This window comes from Alphaproteobacteria bacterium, from assembly GCA_019746225.1.
Classification (GTDB): Bacteria; Pseudomonadota; Alphaproteobacteria; order Paracaedibacterales; family VGCI01; genus VGCI01.
Map to the genome: position 1 here is coordinate 12,154 of JAIESE010000039.1, position 16,086 is coordinate 28,239.

Genomic DNA, 16,086 nt, shown 5'->3' on the forward strand with positions numbered 1-16,086 from the left:
GACTCCAAAGTCTATGTACCAGGGATATTATGATGACAGGAATCAATCATACCAGCATAACAGTGAGGGATATTGATCTTCAGGGAAAAATTTATCCTGTTAAGAAAATAGGTCAAGGAATTCCTTGCCTCGTCATTGGTATTGGCACCCTTTTTGAAAACACACTCTCCCCAACTTTTTTTGCCCATTTTGAAACCTATATCAGCGACCTTTACTGGGTGACTGATCATGCCTTAACCAATCCCTCTTCCGTTACGATGGACACTCTGGTTGACGATATAAAGTCATTGGGGGAAGCTTTGGAATTATCCCAATACATTATCCTTGCGCACTCTGCTTATGGAATTGTCGCTTTGGAGTTTGCAAAAAAATATCCGCACCTGGCATCAGGCATCATTATGGTTGGGACCCCTGTCAATTTAAATCCTCAAGTAGCCGAGCAAAACAACAGAATTTTTGAACAACAAGCTGACCAGGACCGCAAGCGTATTGATGCCGAAAGACGCACACAGATTGCGAGCGAAGACCTAAATTCTTTGAATACCTCGGAGCGTTTCTTGCGTGAATATATTTATCGAGATGCGCCTCGATATTGGCATGATTCCTCTTATGACTGCACACCTATTTGGAAAGGCATTGTACTTGATAAGCTTATTGACCACTTTTTTTCAACCATCTTGCATGCCGTTGATGTTACGACCCATTTGTCCAGCATATCGACACCAATATTCCTTGCCGCAGGGGTCAGCGATTATGATTGTTGTCCCTGGTTATGGAACAACGTGAAGGATTTGCCTCCCCGTATGGCCATCAGCATTTTTGATGAAAGCGGTCATTGGCCTCACTTTGAAAAACCGGAGGTTTTTGATGAAAGAATCTTGCAGTGGGTAAAATCCCTTAAAAACCAACAGAAAAGGGCGATATGAAAAAACATCAATTCCCCCTCACACCCGAAACCCAAAAGTATGTTTATGACACGTTTTCTAAACATGCCATTGAAACCACAGGGATCGATGGGTTTGCAGAAGACCCTATCTCTTTTGAGATTCATCAAGACGACAAGCGTGTTGGATGCATTGTCGTTCGACTGTTCTGGGGACAACTCCATATCAAATATCTCGTCGTTAATGAGTCTTGCCGTGGACAAGGGATTGGCCGCCGCCTTGTCGAGCAGGCGTGCGACTATGCAAAAGAGCGAGGGTGTCACTTTGTGTTTGTAGAAACCTTAAGTTTCCAAGCTCCAGAATTTTACAATAAACTTGGCTTCAAGGTTGATTTTGTCCGCCATGGGTATGACAAGGGAGCCAGCTTTTATTATCTGAAAAGAGAGCTGAATGAACCTGAAAGCAGGAGTTAGAGACCGTTGACCTTCAAGACAACGTGGGAAAAAGCTGATCAACTTTATGACCTCTCACCTCCTATGATTGAGGGAATGGTCGCGCTTGCCTTTCCGGAAAATAAATTAGCGTCTCATGAAGTTATTTCTGGAGGATGCGCCAACCTCAATATTAAAATCAATCTGGAGGGACAAGCTCATCCCCATATCTTGCGAATTTATTTGCGGGATAAGGAGGCGGCTTATCTGGAGCAAACTCTCGGACGCCGCCTCAAAGACGTTATCCCTATCCCCCAAGTGACCTTTTTGGGTGACTTTGAGGGGCATCGCTTTGCGATTCTCGACTTTATGGACGGCATCCCTTTCCGGGATCTTCTGTTGGGAAGTGAACCGTTTGATATGGAACCCCTGATGATTGAAGCGGGTGACATTTTAGGCAAGATACAAGCGATTCGTTTTCCTTCTTCCGGCTTCTTTGATAGGGACTTGAAGATCCGAGAGCCCTTGACGCAAGAGGATTATCTCACCCATGCCAAAGAATCCTTAAACCATCCTACGGCGATCGATCAACTTGGAAAGGACTCGATTTCAAAGATCCTCACCCTTCTTGAAACCCATGCCACTCTATTTCCAGAAGCGCACGACAACCATTTGGTGCACGGCGATTTTGACCCGGCAAATCTTTTGGTTCTGAAAACCGACGGTGTGTGGAAAATATCCGGTGTGCTAGATTGGGAGTTTGCTTTTAGTGCGTCGCCCTTAATGGATGTGGCTAAGATGTTGCGGTATGCACACCGTATGCCGGCTGCTTATGAGAGTGCGTTTCTCAAAGGGTTACATAAAGGGGGAGTTGAGCTGCCTGAAGACTGGTGCCTTCGGTGTGATCTTGATAATCTGCTGTCCCTCCTGGATTGTCTTATTCGATGCCCGCCCGATCAACGCCCCAACCAGTGTGCGGATATCTGTGAGCTTATCGAGAGGATTCTATCCCGGAATGTTCCTTTTGAGAAAGACAGATAAAATGTCTGATGCATGGCAATGTCTTTATGAAGGCATGTCCTTCCCTCGAATATAAGGTCCAGAAAATACATTAGGCACACCTTGAAAATAAATTATGGAGGAAAATTTGGAACGAAAGAAATTTGAAGCTAGAAAAGAGAAAGTTGATACGCAGTTTGTCAGTTTCCAAAATTTCAGGGGTGTTTGGGCTAAGCAGTATTATTTTTATGTTGTAATAAGCTTTTTTCTCATTCTAATGAATACCATTTCAGCCTCAGAGCCACATGAAAGTGAAACTGATCTTTTTCAAAAGGGTCTAGAACTCGCAAAAAATAGAAAATGGTTAGAAGCGATTAATTGTTTTAAACCACTTGCTGAGCAAACATTTAACCCTCCCGAAGACAGGGCAATACCAGCACACAATCTTGCTCTCTGCTATTTTCAATCAGGTAACGAGTTTGAAGCGTATCATTGGTTTCAAGTAGCCAGAGCTGTTACCGCATACAGATTTGAACCCTCCAGGAGAAGCTTGGAACGAATGAACCTTCTTTTTTTGTTATTACCATATGAAGTGCTTACCAACATCGTTTCATATTTTACAATGCAAGATCTCTCACGGTTCAATACCGTTTCCCTTAGAGCTAATAGAGCTGTCATATTAGCCGTTACTCACACGAACTTCTTAACCTCAAAAAGTCCTTACGCCAGACAATTTATATGGCGATTGAGAGAGGTTCAGTTTGTTATGCAAGATGATCAGTTTGACCCACTGTCAATACAACTTAGATTAGTCCAACAAGCTAAAGTGACAAATGGATCTATCGAAGTCCATTTTCGTGATCCCAAGCATTTAAGGGATATTGTCGAAAGAATACCTCGGATTGAAGTCAAAGAAAGACTTTACTTCGTTCACGATAGGAATGCAAAAGATTTCGAAGAGTTAGTACCAACAGAAGGTGATATAGAAATAGGTTACTTTTTCTACTTCACGGCAAAGTTTCCTGTAAGAGTTACCGGGGTAATTCCAGACGAACTTCCTTATCCTATTTATTTTTCAAAACCAGTTGAGCAATATAAGCTTTCGTTAGGATGCAAGGGAGGAATTTCCAGTGGAAACTTAAGGAGTTACACTGGAGCTCATTACTTATCCAGTGCTCTTGAGAAATTTAATAATCAGCTCCTTGTTGAAAGAACGGCTGATGTCTATCAGCTTTTAGAAGATCGGAAAACATCTCGCCAACAGGAATCTTGGAAGTATCCAAGTTTCTTTGACCTTTGCCCTAACGTGTGTGTTATAAGTGGATCCGAAGTAGAAATGACACATACAGATATTGTCTGTGCGAAAAAACCTTTTATCTATATAGCAAAATCCATACCCGAAATCACTGATTTGCAGAATAGATTACAAGATTTTACACTCTCAATATCTTTTATCGATCCAGAATGCAGTCAATCCGGAGTATATTGCGACGATCCGCTGGATTTAAAAAGAGGCTTTGATATCTTTACTCATTCAGATCTTACACTCTCTGGTACAATAAATCTTCCTGATCATTTCCTTACATTGAGAACTAATGGTAATTTTTGGTGTTGGACATTGAATTTACATGCCGAAGCTTTTTTTATAAGGTCGAAAAAAAGTTTTAATGCAGGTCCGCACTCTCGCATACTTGAAGAAAATATAAAGCCGAGCGATATGTCGACAAGTGATTGGGAAAAATTACTAGACTATTGGATTCAGTCAGGATTTTTTTAATAGAAGTGTACCTAACAATTCGGACAGAAATTTAAGATATGGTCCTTGAAAAGGGGTGCTACAATTTATTGAAGTCTTGATAGTCTATCAACTTTCTTAAATCATTGTTAGAGCGAATCTCAATCAATCTCGGTTCAGGATATTTCTCTTTCAGGCTCTCAATCTGGAGTGCAGCACCCTTTTTAAAGCGCCACAGGTATTTGAGAAAGTCCCAAGTGATCCTTTCCTCACACCCCTCAGGTTTGTCAGGCATTTGAGGTCGTGCTAAAAGAAGCCTCTTAAAAACACGGGATAGGCATACATATCTCGGGGGATTGAGAAAGATAACGAGATCACTGATCGGGTACCGGGTATCTAACGTGGAACGGGAGGTGCCTTCAATGATCCAAACCTCTTGATCCATCAACTTTCGCTGGTCCTCTATAAAATCCTTTCTCGGGCGTAATACCCACCCTTTATCCCATAGAAATTTATCGAGATGAAATACAGGGAGTCCCGATTTTTGTCCAAGCTTTATGGCCAAGGTGGATTTTCCACTGCCCGGCGCACCAAAGATTGTAATTTTCGAAGGCATTTTGGTCATAAAATACTCTATTGATTTGGGATTTTAGTCTGCTGTCTGAGAAACATATTTCAAGCAGACCTCGCCTTATTGTACCAAAAGAGTTTCCATGACAATCAGAGGATGATCCCCCGTTTCATCTGTTTTGTATATCGTCCACCCTTTTTTCTTGTACCACTCACAATGGGAGGGATCTAAGGCCAAGAGGTACAGTTTTTTGTACCCCAAAGATTTGGTGTACTTCAGGGCCCACTCATGAAGATGACTTCCAATACCTTGTTTCTGATACGCATCTTTGACCAGAAAGGCTCCCAGCCAAGGGGTAATGTCCTTCTCCTGATAGAGCTCTTCCCGCTGAAGCATCGCGCACCCCACAAGTTTTGGGCCGTCCAACGCCAGCATAGTGATGGGCAAATCAGAACTTTGAGTTGTTTTGACGAGCCATTGTTGAACTCTCTCAACAGTCGACCCTGGATAAAAGGTGCCCCATAGCTCAAACATCCATTGAGCCAATTCATCAAGATGATGTGGATGATCCTTCAAAAGTGCAAGACTAATCATAAACCCTCCCCCTTATTTCTTGATCTTTCGTTCCCCTAACCTACTCGGTTCTAACGAATTTGATAGACACAGTAAATAGCTATAATGAACAAGGAATCCTTTCAAAGACATAGGGTTGAAAATTTATTCTCTTTTGAGCCTCTTTTATTGAACAAGATAGACCTTGAATAAGTGTGGATTACAATGCAAGATTTTGATATGCCTGAGATATATATTAATTGCGTGTCTCTTCTATTAAATTTAAAAGGACCCATCAATGAGTCAGAACTACTTTCAAAAAATGGTGCTTGCCCTTTTAATTGGGATGCCAGGCATAACATCAACAAAAGCGCTGGTTCTAGAAGATCTGATCTCAAAAGGAAGTGTTGAGGCCACCTTCAAAAATAAGAAGATTGGGTTCTATATTGGTTCCTTTGATCCCCTCCACAAAGGACATGAAGCACTTGCTAAACTTCCTATTAATAAGGGCCTTTGCGATTATGTAATCGTCTACCCATCCTGGGGGGGAGATGGGTTTAAAAGCCGCGTGGATATTTCTATTCGCCAAGACATGTTGTATTCCGTATTTGCAGATCATCCAAGGGTAATCGTAACGCGTCTACCTCCCCAAGATATTCAAGACCTGTTAACCATACCAACACAGGAACCCCCTGTGGGCGACAAAACGTTTGTAAAGCCCGCCTTTGAGGGAATGGAATTCATCGGCATCACAGGGTCTGATACGGCCCTGGCTTACAAGGGTTCAGAAGCTTCACAAATTTTTATGCGCGGTATTCAAATCCCTACGAAGTACAAAAACCATACGGTTGGCGGCATTATGGCTCTTCCAACAACCAGTTTTATTGTCGGCGAGCGTGAAGGTGATGATTTGTCTTCATTGACCGGTGTTAATGCTGGCCGCCCCATCGTTGCCATTGTAAAGGACGATGCAACACAAAAGATTTCCTCGACGGCCGTGAAAGAAGCCATTGCTTCAGGGGCATCAATCGAAGGTATGGTGAGTCCTTCTGTTGTGAAAATTATCGAGAGCAAAGGGTTGTATCGGGGAAATTAGTGAGGACGTCCTATTATAGGAGCTGAGTGCTTTTGCCCCATGGTCATGGGGTGACATTCCTTTAGAATCAAGAAATGATCCAACAGATGAAAGGACGGTCTTCATGAAAATCTATACAAAATTTATCAGTGCTATTCTTTATGCTTTATCAACGCCGATAATAGCGGCTCAGGGGTTTCTTGACTTTGAGGATGGACAGGTTGGCTACCACACGGGCGCACAAGTATCCTATTATGGGGAGTATGGCGCCAAGGCAGTTAAAGAGCTTAGATCTTTTCCCTTAACACGATGTGATCCCGTTCCCATCGATCCCATTGGCGATGTCAAAGTCTTCTTCACCTCCGCTATTGAAGGGCATCAACCGATGCAAGGTCAGGGAATTGTCATCCCAACGCCAGAATCCTTAACAAGGATCGTCGCTGTTCGAGGGAAAGCAGGCAGTAGCGGGAACCGTTTTGAAGCTTATATCGGTTACAATCCGGCTGAATTTGCTGTAAAAGGACGCAACCGCACTAAAATTCATAGGGGCGTTTTGTTGGCTCTCCAGGTCAAAGACACGCGCCATGTTGAAAACAGAACCGTGCAACTATTTTCAGACGCTCAACACCTCACGAATATGATCATTGGTCAGCAAATCCAAAAGCTTCTTAAAGATCCTAAGGATTTCAATTGGAATAGCCCCGTTTTTCAAAAGCATTTTCAAGACATGCTCCCCCAAAGAGAGGGATTTTTTATTGCCCATCAGATGATAGGTATGAATATAGCCTATTGGACAAAAGAAGAAAATCGCCTGAAAAAGACAACTTATAAAGGAAGAAAAGAATAGGGGAGGCGCTGACGTGTTACTCACAAGATATTGCACGGGATAATGCCCCTTACGGTATCACTGTCTTTGTCGTTGCTCCCGGCCCTGTGGAGGGGCAAATGTTTGAAGGATTAAAGGAGGACGTAAAAGTCCAATGCTTGGCCTCCATGCCAACGGGCAAACCTGTTAAAATACAGGAAGTTGTCGACATAATTGATATCCTTAGCTTCGGGCAAAGCACCAAGTGCCACGGGGGGTATTTTTGATTTGATAGGTGCCTCTTACCGGCATTTATGGCTGTTATCAGAGAAGTCCCCAGGGTACCACCATTTATTTTGATATGCTGCAGAATGAGTAACTAACATAGGCTACCGATTCTCGCAAAGAAGAATAGATATCCCGCCATTCAAAAAAATGGCATGAGCGGCATAAATCGTCTTTACCCCCAACCGGTTCAAAAATCAAGCGGGAACGGGGCACATGAAAATATTGTGAGAGAACCTATTCCCCTTAATACCATGTCTTCACTTCGCCTTATACCGCCAGCAGTCGATGAGGTGATCATTCACCAACCCAACCGCCTGGCAGTAAGCATACATAATGGTGGATCCCACAAACGTCATGCCGCGCTTCTTTAAATCTTTTGAAAGCGCATCACTTAATGCTGTCTTGGTAGGTATATCTTTCATTTGTTGAGCATGTTTCGGGGATGGCTTCTCTTTCAAGAAACCCCACAAATACGCATCAAACGTCCCAAACTCTTTTTGAATATCCAAGAAGACTCGTGCGTTTTTTCGGGTTGCATAAATCTTCAGCCGATTGCGGATGATATCAGGATTGGTGCGCAACTTCTCCAACGCTTCATCCGTCATGGCCGCCACCTTAACGGGATCAAAGGTGTGAAAAGCGCGCCGATACCCCTCACGCCGCTTCAAAATCGTTTCCCAGCTCAACCCCGCTTGCGCTCCTTCCAGGATGAGCATCTCAAATAAATGCTGATCATCATGAGACGGAACGCCCCACTCTTCATCATGGTACTTTGCATAAAATTCTTGGCCCGGCTTGCTTCCAAAACACCGCTTTTTACCGTCTGTCCCCACTTGTGTCATTTGATCATCCTTTCGTTTTCCATGATTTATATCCCAATTCTTGGCAGAAATGCCAGATAGAGACTGCTCCATTTCAAAAATCTAGAATTCAAACTGGGGGCCGTAATTTACCAACCCCCTCCCCGCCATATGTCATTAGCAGTTGAATTTTCTGCGAATATTCTATAAAGATGAGGAATACAGATCATATTAAATTTCTACATTTCAGTAGAGGAGGATTTCATGGGAATGAGTTTTGGCCATATGGCCTTATTGTTAGTCATTGTTTTGGTGATCTTTGGCGCCGGTAAACTGCCGCGTGTCATGGGCGACATCGCCAAGGGCTTGAAAGCCTTTAAAGATGGCATGAAGGATGGTGAAGATGGTGATAAGATTGCAAAACTTCCCGACGACAAAAATAACGCTGCTTGATTGAGATAGTCCATGATTGATATCGCCTGGTCAGAATGTCTCTTTATCGCGCTGATTGCGTTAATTCTCATTGGGCCCAAAGAACTTCCGACCCTCTTAAGATATATCGGTAAGTGGGTTGGAAAAGTCCGCATCTTCGCCAAAGAATTTACCTCTCAGCTTGATCTTGAGGCTCACATGGAAGAAAAAGACGTCCAAAAAGTTCCTCTAGATAAGGAGTTACCTCCCTCACAGCCCCCCAAAGATCAAGAAATATGATGACCGAAACCCCTCATGATGCGCCTCAGCCGCTTCTTCAACATCTGTTAGAACTACGCACCCGTCTCATCTATGCCTTGATTGGGTTCTTCTGCGCCTTCATTGTTTGCTACATGTATGCGGAAGAGATCTTTCGTTTTCTTGTGCAGCCCTTAGCAACCCTATTGCAGGAAAAGGGCCAACGCCGCCTCATTTATACTGGTCTTACAGAAGCCTTTCTCACCTACATCAAGGTTTCCGCGTTTGCCGCCGCTTTCCTTTCTTTTCCCGTAATCGCCTCACAGCTTTGGATGTTTATCGCACCTGGCCTTTATCGCCAAGAGCGCAAAGTTTTTATCCCCCTGCTCCTAGCCACACCCGTTCTTTTCCTCATCGGAGCCGCGTTTGCCTACTATGTCATATTCCCGGCAGCCTATGCCTTTTTCTTAAGCTTTGAATCCCCAGGTTCTACGGGTCAATTGCCCATAGAGCTTGAGGCTAAAGTGAACGAATACTTGTCTTTTGTCATGCGACTGATCTTCGCCTTTGGCATCAGTTTTGAATTGCCCGTTTTGTTGACATTATTAGCCAATGTGGGTATGGTCAGCTCGCGAGGATTGATCACAAAATGGCGTTTTGCGATTGTAGGAATATTTATCCTCGCTGCCATCGTTACTCCACCTGATATGCTCAGTATGGTCGGATTGGCCATACCGCTCATTATCCTTTATGGCGTATCTATTCTCATGGTAAGATGGGTTGAAAATCGAAACCAATAATGGTCCCGTTAGTAGAGTTTAAAGAATGTTAGATCTGAAATTAATTCGTACCCAACCAGAGATCCTAGACCAAGCGCTCACTCGCCGGGGGAAACCGGTTATGAGCGCGCAAATTCTGGATTTGGATACCAAACATCGGGCAGCATTGACGGAACTCCAAACCTGCCAAACCAATCGTAATGCGCTTGCCAAACAATTTGGTGAGGCGAAAAAAAAGGGCGAAGACACCACCGCTTTATCTGCCGAATCTGATCGCTTAAAGGCCGAAATTGCGCGGTGGGAAAAAGAAGTCGAAACCCAAGACCAAGCCTTGCACGACATTTTGGCCGTTTTACCAAATTTACCCGCCCCTGACGTTCCGATGGGCAATGATGAATCCGACAATAAAGTGCTTCGAACTGTTGGAACACTCCCCACATTTGACTTCACCCCGAAGTCACATTTTGAGCTTGGAGAGGCGCTTGGCTTGATGGATTTTGAGCGCGCTGCCAAAATTTCCGGTTCTAGATTTGTCATCATGTATGGCGATTTGTCACGGCTCGAACGGGCTCTGGCAGCTTTCATGCTCGACATTCATACCCGCGAGTTTGGCTACAAAGAGGTATATCCCCCTCTCATGGTGCTAGACAAAAGTGTTTATGGGACCAGTCACCTGCCCAAATCACGGGAAGATATGTTCCAGACAACAACAGGTTTGTGGCTCTTGCCAACGGCAGAAGTTGCCTTAACCAGTATAGTTGCAGAAGAAACATTAAGCGAACAATCTCTCCCGATACGCTTTACAGCTTACACCCCTTGCTTTCGATCCGAAGCGGGAGCTGCCGGAAAAGACACGCGCGGCATGATTCGCCAGCACCAGTTCGGCAAAGTAGAATTGGTTAGCATTACAACGCCCGACCAGTCCGTCGCTGAACATGAGCGCATGACATCAGCTGCCGAAAACATTCTTCAGCGCCTTGAACTTCCCTATCAAGTGATGGAGCTTTGCACAGGCGACATGGGATTTGCCGCTGAAAAAACCTATGACTTAAATGTGTGGCTACCCAGTCAAAATACCTATCGAGAAATCTCAAGCTGTTCCAGATGCAATGATTTTCAAGCGCGTCGCATGAACAGCCGCTACCGCCCGCAACCGACGTCAACAGAACCAAAACCTAACCTCCAATTTGTTCACACCCTTAACGGATCTGGATTAGCGGTTGGGCGAACTTTAATTGCGATTATGGAAAACTATCAACAACCCGACGGTAGCATCCGCATCCCAAAAATTTTGCAAGCCTATATGGGAGGCGTTGAAGTTATTCAAAAAGAGGTCTAAACTACAGCCATGCGTATTCTGTTAAGTAATGATGACGGCATTCATGCCCCAGGCTTAAAAACCTTAGAAAAAATCGCCCGCGAGTTGTCGGACGATGTTTGGGTTGTTGCGCCAGAAATGGACCAGAGCGGTGCCAGCCATTCTTTAACTTTACGAGATCCATTGCGTATTCGAGAAATCTCTGAACGACGCTTCGCCATTAGCGGCACACCAACAGATTGTGTGATGATTGCAGCGAAACACATCTTGAAGGAAAAGCCACCCACCTTGGTTTTATCCGGTGTCAATCATGGCAGTAATATGGCGGAAGACATCACTTATTCCGGAACAGTTGCAGCCGCTATGGAAGCTTCTGTTTTAGGAATCCCTGCAATCGCATTGAGCTTGGTCGTCGATTATAACCACCCCGCAAAATGGTCAACCGCGGAACATTATGCACCGGACATTATCCGACGCTTGCTAAAAATTAAATTTCAGGACAATATATTTATCAATATTAATTTTCCAGACCTGATCGCCTCTTCAGTAAAAGGAATTGCGATTACCAATCAAGGCCAACGAAGAATTGTATCCAACCTGGAAGAAAAGGTTGACCCTCGCGGTGGTCAGTATTATTGGATAGGAGCCATCCATTATGATGGGAGTGGGGACGAGGGCACAGATCTCAAGGCCAACGCCAACGGAATGATTTCCGTCACGCCTCTATCTTTGGATTTTACCCATAAGGAAACAATGACCCAACTAGAAAAGGTATTTGACTAAAAATGAATAATAATAAAATAACTCAAATTACTTTGGCAATTTTCACCCTTGGAAGCTTAGCAGGATGTACACACTTTACCTCACAATCAAAATCAGATAACCCTGATAATGATCCTCTTACAACAAGATCTGGATGGAATAAGAGTAGATTGGATGAAGTAACGGGACGCAGAAATGTAGAAAAACTCCAGAAACCTAGCAGCACATCCCCCAGACAACCGTATTCTAGGACACGGTATTGATCATGGCAGATAAGGAAACGATGAACTATTTAGAAGAGGTGTTTGTAAATCATGAAGAACTATAGAAAGACTCAAATTGCTTTGGCCATTCTCGCTCTTGCGACTCTCGTTGGATGCTCAACGCGTAGCGGCCCCCCAGCTTCTGTTCACTATGACAAAGCTGTCAGCCCCTACCATGTTGTCAAAAAAGGAGACAGCATTGCTTCCATTGCACGAAAATATAAAATGGATAAACGGGAGCTTATCCGAACAAACGGCCTTGAGTCCCCTTACCGCATTGTAAAAGGCCAGCGTTTACTTGTGCGACCCCTCAAGACAAAGTCTTCGATGCGCGAGGAAATGGATGAATCAGAAATGCCAGCAACGGAAGAAGTAGGCAACGTTTCAGAGGATGATGAAGTTCAGGTAAAACCTCTGGCGGCAGTATCCGCTTTGGGTGCGGGCGCAATGGCACATGAAGCTCTTGAATCTGGAGGCAGAATGAATCCCGAGGTGGATGATGAAGCTGAAGCTGAGCCCGCCATAGATAACCAAGATCCTTCTCAAAAAGGCAAATATGATGACGATGATGTTGGAGATGAAGATGGCACAAGGCGCCCTAAAATGGAACAGTCATCAGGCATTCCTGCAGCACCCCCCGCTGCATCCGGCTATACGTGGCCGGCTCAAGGCAATGTTACTCGCGACTTTAGTCCTGCTGGTAAAGGGAAAGCCCAAAACGATGGTATTAATATTGCCGCCGCCAAAGGCTCTCCCGTTGTTGCTGCTAATAACGGTGTTGTTGCCCATGCCGGCAATCAATTGCGCGGCTTTGGAAATGTCGTCCTTGTGAAGCATGACAATGGGACAATGACCGTTTATGCCCATCTTGATAAAGTTGCAGTCAAAAAAGGGGAGGTGGTCAACGCGGGCCAAAAAATTGGAACTGTTGGACAAACAGGAACGGTTAAGGAACCTCAACTCCACTTTGAGATTCGAAAGGGCCGCAAACCCATCAATCCAAACAATTACTTAAAATAATAGGGATAGGCATGACAGAATCTCACGGCTTTCTGCTCCTTGCAAGTTTTGAGGTCTAGGACTTAACAATCAAGTGTTTATAGAGTTGGATGTTTTCAAACTCTATGGTATGAATAGAAAAAATTTAAATGAGGAATATATATAATGAGCGGTTTTGATCCAATGGCATTTTTGCCTTTTGTGCTAATTTTTGGGGTATTTTACTTTTTAATTTTACGCCCTCAACAGCAAAAGATGAAAAAACACCAAAATATGCTTAACAGCTTGCGTCGAGGAGACCGCGTAGTCACCAATGGTGGTTTGATTGCCACCGTTACAAAAATTGTCAGTGACGGTGAAATTCAATTAGAAATTGCTGACGATATCCGCGTTCGCCATGTCCGCGGCATGATTGCAGAAGTTTTGGCAAAAACAGATCCTGTTACCCCATCAGCCTCTTCTCCTTCGCAAACAAGTTCTCCAATTGTTCGCAAACTTGAATCCTCAAAATCAAAGGGATCCAACAAATCTGCAGCAAACCGTTCCAAAGGAAAAGCAAAGAAATGATTTTTATCCCGCGCTGGAAAATTTTTTCTATCCTAGCCGTATGTTTTGCAGGCGTTTTATTTGCCTTGCCAAACGTCCTGTCGCCGGAGCTATACAGTAAATTACCCGCTGCCTTTCAAAAGACGATAAATCTTGGGCTTGAATTAAGAGGCGGATCACATCTTCAATTTGAAGTTGATCTAAACTCAGTTCATAAAGACCAATTGCTGAACACACTGGACGAGGCACGCACAACTTTACGCAAAGAACAAATCGGCTATTCGGGCCTCTCGATTAACCAGAAGCAAGGGAATATTACCTTTACTTTGAGAAATACCAACGCAGATGCAACCCAAAATGAAAAAGCCCTTAAGGCTCTCAAGAAGATCGATCCTCAAGCTACCGTCGTCATTACTCCAGAAGGCTTGGGTACGCTTACTTTGGCTCAGGACTCTGTTGAGCAACGCAATCGCGCTGCTGTTGAACAATCTATTGAAGTCATCCGTCGTCGTATTGATCCAGATGGCACCAAAGAACCTCTCATCCAGCGTCAGGGCAAAGACCGAATCATTGTTCAGCTGCCCGGTGTTGAAGACCCAGGTGAGGTTAAACGCTTGATTGGTCGCACGGCCAAAATGACCTTTCGGATGGTTGATGAAGAAGCAGGACCTGTTGAGGTTACTTCCACGGGTCAACCTCGCGCTAACGTTCCACCAGGCTCAGAAATTTTAAAGATGGAAGATAAATCTGAGACAACGCGATATATTGTTGTAAAGAAGCAAATTGGGATCAGTGGCGATAATCTCATTAATGCCCAAGCAACCTTTGAACACGACAGCGGAACCCCTGCAGTGAGCTTAAAGTTCAATAACATTGGCGCCCGAAAATTTGCTGAACTTTCCGGAAATAACATCGGTCGCCGTTTTGCTATTGTGTTGGATGACAAAGTTATCAGCGCCCCAGTCTTTCGCAGTATCATTCCAAATGGAGAAGGTATCATCAGCGGCAGTTTCACAACCCAAGAGGCCAACGAATTGTCCCTCCTCCTCCGAGCGGGCGCTCTCCCTGCCCCTCTCAAAGTCATTGAAGAAAGAACCGTGGGGCCCAGTATGGGTGCTGACTCCATTCGAGATGGAAAATTGGCCACAATGTTAGCCTTTGTTTTCGTGGCCGTCTTTATGATCATGAATTATTCCTTGTTTGGCTTGTATGCTGACATTGCCCTTGCTTTTAACCTCATCTTTCTTTTCGCCGCCCTTTCGCTCCTTCAAGCGACCTTAACCTTACCCGGTATCGCAGGTATCGCGCTTACCATTGGTATGGCCGTGGATGCCAACGTTCTTATTTATGAGCGTATCAAAGAAGAGCTCCGCAATGGATTGCGCCCGATTGCTGCTATTGAGACAGGATATGCCCGCGCCATCACAACAATTATTGATTCAAACCTAACCACTCTCATTGGAGCTGCCGTGTTGTTTGAATTTGGGACAGGCCCGATTCGAGGCTTTGCCGTTACGTTGGCTTTGGGTATTGTGATTTCGCTTTTCACTTCCATTTCCTTAACCCGTTTAATCATTGTAACGTGGCTGCGCCGGCGCCGTAACGTTACTACATTGCCCATATAAGAGGCCCATTTATGTCACTTCGCATTATCCCCTACAATACAAAAATCGACTTTGTCGGCTTTCGTTTCATTACCTTTGCAATCTCCCTTATTGTCATTTTGGCTTCTACCATTAGCTTTGCTGTTAAAGGGCTGAATTATGGCATCGACTTCCGCGGCGGCTTTATCGTCGAAGTCCACATGCCTGAAAAGCCTGACGTTCCTGCATTGCGTGGCAAAATTGAACAGCTGAACCTTGGTGAGGTCTCGCTTCAAGAGTTTGGCAAGGACAATACTCTATTGATCCGCCTAGAAAGCCACAAAGAAGAAGGAAAAGAGGACACGCAAGTTCAAGCAGAAACTTTAGAAAAAGTGAAGAAAGTATTGGGAGCAGGGGTTGATTATCGTAGAGTCGAAACCCTTGGTGCAAAAGTGGGGGGTGAGCTCATCCGTAATGCCCTCAAAGCTATTGGTTTTGCCCTAATGGCCATGCTTATTTATATCGCCATCCGTTTTGAGTGGCAGTTTGCAGCCTGTGCTATAATGGCCTTAATTCACGATTGTGTAGCGATTCTGGGGCTCTTTTCATTATTTCCCCTGGAATTCAATGAAAATGCCGTTATTGCTATTCTGATTACAGCCGGCTATTCCATCAACGATACCATTGTAATTTTTGACCGAATACGGGAAAACATTCGCAAATACAAGAAGATGAATTTGGGAGAGCTTGTTAATAAAAGCTTGAATGAGACTTTGTCACGAACGATTCTCACCGCATCTACAACCTTATTAGCTCTCACGGCCTTATATCTTTGGGGCGGGAAGGTTATCTCCACCTTTACCTTACCCATCATTATCGGAATTCTTATTGGTTCTTTTTCTTCCATCTGCCTTGCTGCACCTTTGCTCCTTTATTTACGCTTAAAAAGAGGTGAAGAAGCCCTAAAAGATACCGGAGCTGTACTTAACCGTTAAGCTTCGCATCTTTCTTCATCAGTTGGTCCATG

The 16,086-nt window shown here is 44.3% G+C and carries 19 protein-coding genes; 16 read left to right on the top strand and 3 right to left on the bottom strand.

What is annotated here, in order from left to right; translation table 11 throughout:
• Positions 1–29: 29 nt before the first annotated feature.
• From K2Y18_07155 to K2Y18_07170, 4 genes are all read left to right on the top strand, one after another.
• A complete protein-coding gene (locus tag K2Y18_07155) occupies positions 30–926 on the top strand; it encodes an alpha/beta hydrolase (GenBank protein MBX9805512.1) in 897 nt (298 codons plus the stop codon).
• Positions 923–1,357: a GNAT family N-acetyltransferase gene (locus K2Y18_07160; protein ID MBX9805513.1), complete on the top strand. Its 435-nt coding sequence runs from the start codon at positions 923–925 to the stop codon at positions 1,355–1,357. The genes K2Y18_07155 and K2Y18_07160 overlap by 4 nt, the downstream gene beginning before the upstream one ends.
• 6 nt (positions 1,358–1,363) lie before the next feature.
• Positions 1,364–2,356, top strand: coding sequence for an aminoglycoside phosphotransferase family protein (locus K2Y18_07165; protein MBX9805514.1), 993 nt, complete (start codon positions 1,364–1,366; stop codon positions 2,354–2,356).
• Between the two features lie 106 nt (positions 2,357–2,462).
• Positions 2,463–4,091 (top strand): hypothetical protein, encoded by a 1,629-nt coding sequence (locus K2Y18_07170; GenBank protein ID MBX9805515.1) that lies wholly within the window; start codon positions 2,463–2,465, stop codon positions 4,089–4,091.
• A gap of 58 nt (positions 4,092–4,149) precedes the next feature.
• On the opposite strand, the gene K2Y18_07175 is transcribed toward K2Y18_07170, so the two are convergent.
• Positions 4,150–4,674, bottom strand: coding sequence for an AAA family ATPase (locus tag K2Y18_07175; GenBank protein ID MBX9805516.1), 525 nt, complete (start codon positions 4,672–4,674; stop codon positions 4,150–4,152).
• Positions 4,675–4,740: 66 nt separating this feature from the next.
• Complete coding sequence (locus tag K2Y18_07180) at positions 4,741–5,214, bottom strand: GNAT family N-acetyltransferase (GenBank protein MBX9805517.1); 474 nt, start codon at positions 5,212–5,214, stop codon at positions 4,741–4,743.
• Between the two features lie 256 nt (positions 5,215–5,470).
• Between K2Y18_07180 and K2Y18_07185 the strand changes: the two genes are divergently transcribed.
• From K2Y18_07185 to K2Y18_07195, 3 genes are all read left to right on the top strand, one after another.
• On the top strand, positions 5,471–6,268 hold the full coding sequence (locus tag K2Y18_07185) for a hypothetical protein (protein ID MBX9805518.1): 798 nt from the start codon (positions 5,471–5,473) through the stop codon (positions 6,266–6,268).
• A 103-nt stretch (positions 6,269–6,371) separates the two neighbouring features.
• Positions 6,372–7,094 (top strand): hypothetical protein, encoded by a 723-nt coding sequence (locus tag K2Y18_07190; protein ID MBX9805519.1) that lies wholly within the window; start codon positions 6,372–6,374, stop codon positions 7,092–7,094.
• Positions 7,091–7,339: an SDR family oxidoreductase gene (locus tag K2Y18_07195; GenBank protein ID MBX9805520.1), complete on the top strand. Its 249-nt coding sequence runs from the start codon at positions 7,091–7,093 to the stop codon at positions 7,337–7,339. The genes K2Y18_07190 and K2Y18_07195 overlap by 4 nt, the downstream gene beginning before the upstream one ends.
• A 258-nt stretch (positions 7,340–7,597) precedes the next feature.
• Here the strand turns inward: K2Y18_07195 and K2Y18_07200 are convergent, their stop codons facing one another.
• A complete protein-coding gene (locus tag K2Y18_07200; protein ID MBX9805521.1) occupies positions 7,598–8,182 on the bottom strand; it encodes a DNA-3-methyladenine glycosylase I in 585 nt (194 codons plus the stop codon).
• Positions 8,183–8,404: 222 nt separating this feature from the next.
• Between K2Y18_07200 and K2Y18_07205 the strand changes: the two genes are divergently transcribed.
• From K2Y18_07205 to secF, 9 genes are all read left to right on the top strand, one after another.
• A complete protein-coding gene (locus K2Y18_07205) occupies positions 8,405–8,593 on the top strand; it encodes a Sec-independent protein translocase subunit TatA (GenBank protein MBX9805522.1) in 189 nt (62 codons plus the stop codon).
• Between the two features lie 12 nt (positions 8,594–8,605).
• Positions 8,606–8,851 (top strand): Sec-independent protein translocase protein TatB, encoded by a 246-nt coding sequence (gene tatB, locus K2Y18_07210; GenBank protein ID MBX9805523.1) that lies wholly within the window; start codon positions 8,606–8,608, stop codon positions 8,849–8,851.
• Entirely contained in the window at positions 8,851–9,609 is a 759-nt protein-coding gene (tatC, locus tag K2Y18_07215; GenBank protein MBX9805524.1) for a twin-arginine translocase subunit TatC, read from the top strand. The genes tatB and tatC overlap by 1 nt, the downstream gene beginning before the upstream one ends.
• 25 nt (positions 9,610–9,634) lie before the next feature.
• Positions 9,635–10,927 (top strand): serine--tRNA ligase, encoded by a 1,293-nt coding sequence (gene serS / locus K2Y18_07220; GenBank protein MBX9805525.1) that lies wholly within the window; start codon positions 9,635–9,637, stop codon positions 10,925–10,927.
• Positions 10,928–10,936: 9 nt separating this feature from the next.
• Positions 10,937–11,689: a 5'/3'-nucleotidase SurE gene (gene surE, locus K2Y18_07225; GenBank protein ID MBX9805526.1), complete on the top strand. Its 753-nt coding sequence runs from the start codon at positions 10,937–10,939 to the stop codon at positions 11,687–11,689.
• 467 nt (positions 11,690–12,156) lie between these two features.
• Positions 12,157–12,951 (top strand): M23 family metallopeptidase, encoded by a 795-nt coding sequence (locus K2Y18_07230; protein MBX9805527.1) that lies wholly within the window; start codon positions 12,157–12,159, stop codon positions 12,949–12,951.
• Between the two features lie 144 nt (positions 12,952–13,095).
• Positions 13,096–13,497: a preprotein translocase subunit YajC gene (gene yajC / locus K2Y18_07235; protein MBX9805528.1), complete on the top strand. Its 402-nt coding sequence runs from the start codon at positions 13,096–13,098 to the stop codon at positions 13,495–13,497.
• On the top strand, positions 13,494–15,101 hold the full coding sequence (gene secD / locus K2Y18_07240) for a protein translocase subunit SecD (GenBank protein MBX9805529.1): 1,608 nt from the start codon (positions 13,494–13,496) through the stop codon (positions 15,099–15,101). Before yajC ends, secD begins: the two co-directional genes overlap by 4 nt.
• An 11-nt stretch (positions 15,102–15,112) precedes the next feature.
• Positions 15,113–16,054 carry a protein translocase subunit SecF gene (gene secF, locus K2Y18_07245; GenBank protein MBX9805530.1) on the top strand — a complete coding sequence of 314 codons (942 nt, stop codon included), beginning with the start codon at positions 15,113–15,115 and terminating at the stop codon, positions 16,052–16,054.
• Positions 16,055–16,086 lie beyond the last annotated feature (32 nt).

Coding starts and splice junctions, on each gene's coding strand:
- secD (MBX9805529.1), top strand. CDS start 13,494: ATGATTTTTATCCCGCGCTGGAAAATTTTTTCTATCCTAGCCGTATGT.
- K2Y18_07185 (MBX9805518.1), top strand. CDS start 5,471: ATGAGTCAGAACTACTTTCAAAAAATGGTGCTTGCCCTTTTAATTGGG.
- secF (MBX9805530.1), top strand. CDS start 15,113: ATGTCACTTCGCATTATCCCCTACAATACAAAAATCGACTTTGTCGGC.
- serS (MBX9805525.1), top strand. CDS start 9,635: ATGTTAGATCTGAAATTAATTCGTACCCAACCAGAGATCCTAGACCAA.
- K2Y18_07180 (MBX9805517.1), bottom strand. CDS start 5,214: ATGATTAGTCTTGCACTTTTGAAGGATCATCCACATCATCTTGATGAA.
- K2Y18_07155 (MBX9805512.1), top strand. CDS start 30: ATGATGACAGGAATCAATCATACCAGCATAACAGTGAGGGATATTGAT.
- surE (MBX9805526.1), top strand. CDS start 10,937: ATGCGTATTCTGTTAAGTAATGATGACGGCATTCATGCCCCAGGCTTA.
- K2Y18_07200 (MBX9805521.1), bottom strand. CDS start 8,182: ATGACACAAGTGGGGACAGACGGTAAAAAGCGGTGTTTTGGAAGCAAG.
- K2Y18_07230 (MBX9805527.1), top strand. CDS start 12,157: ATGGATAAACGGGAGCTTATCCGAACAAACGGCCTTGAGTCCCCTTAC.
- tatB (MBX9805523.1), top strand. CDS start 8,606: ATGATTGATATCGCCTGGTCAGAATGTCTCTTTATCGCGCTGATTGCG.
- K2Y18_07190 (MBX9805519.1), top strand. CDS start 6,372: ATGAAAATCTATACAAAATTTATCAGTGCTATTCTTTATGCTTTATCA.
- K2Y18_07175 (MBX9805516.1), bottom strand. CDS start 4,674: ATGACCAAAATGCCTTCGAAAATTACAATCTTTGGTGCGCCGGGCAGT.
- K2Y18_07205 (MBX9805522.1), top strand. CDS start 8,405: ATGGGAATGAGTTTTGGCCATATGGCCTTATTGTTAGTCATTGTTTTG.
- K2Y18_07160 (MBX9805513.1), top strand. CDS start 923: ATGAAAAAACATCAATTCCCCCTCACACCCGAAACCCAAAAGTATGTT.
- yajC (MBX9805528.1), top strand. CDS start 13,096: ATGAGCGGTTTTGATCCAATGGCATTTTTGCCTTTTGTGCTAATTTTT.
- tatC (MBX9805524.1), top strand. CDS start 8,851: ATGACCGAAACCCCTCATGATGCGCCTCAGCCGCTTCTTCAACATCTG.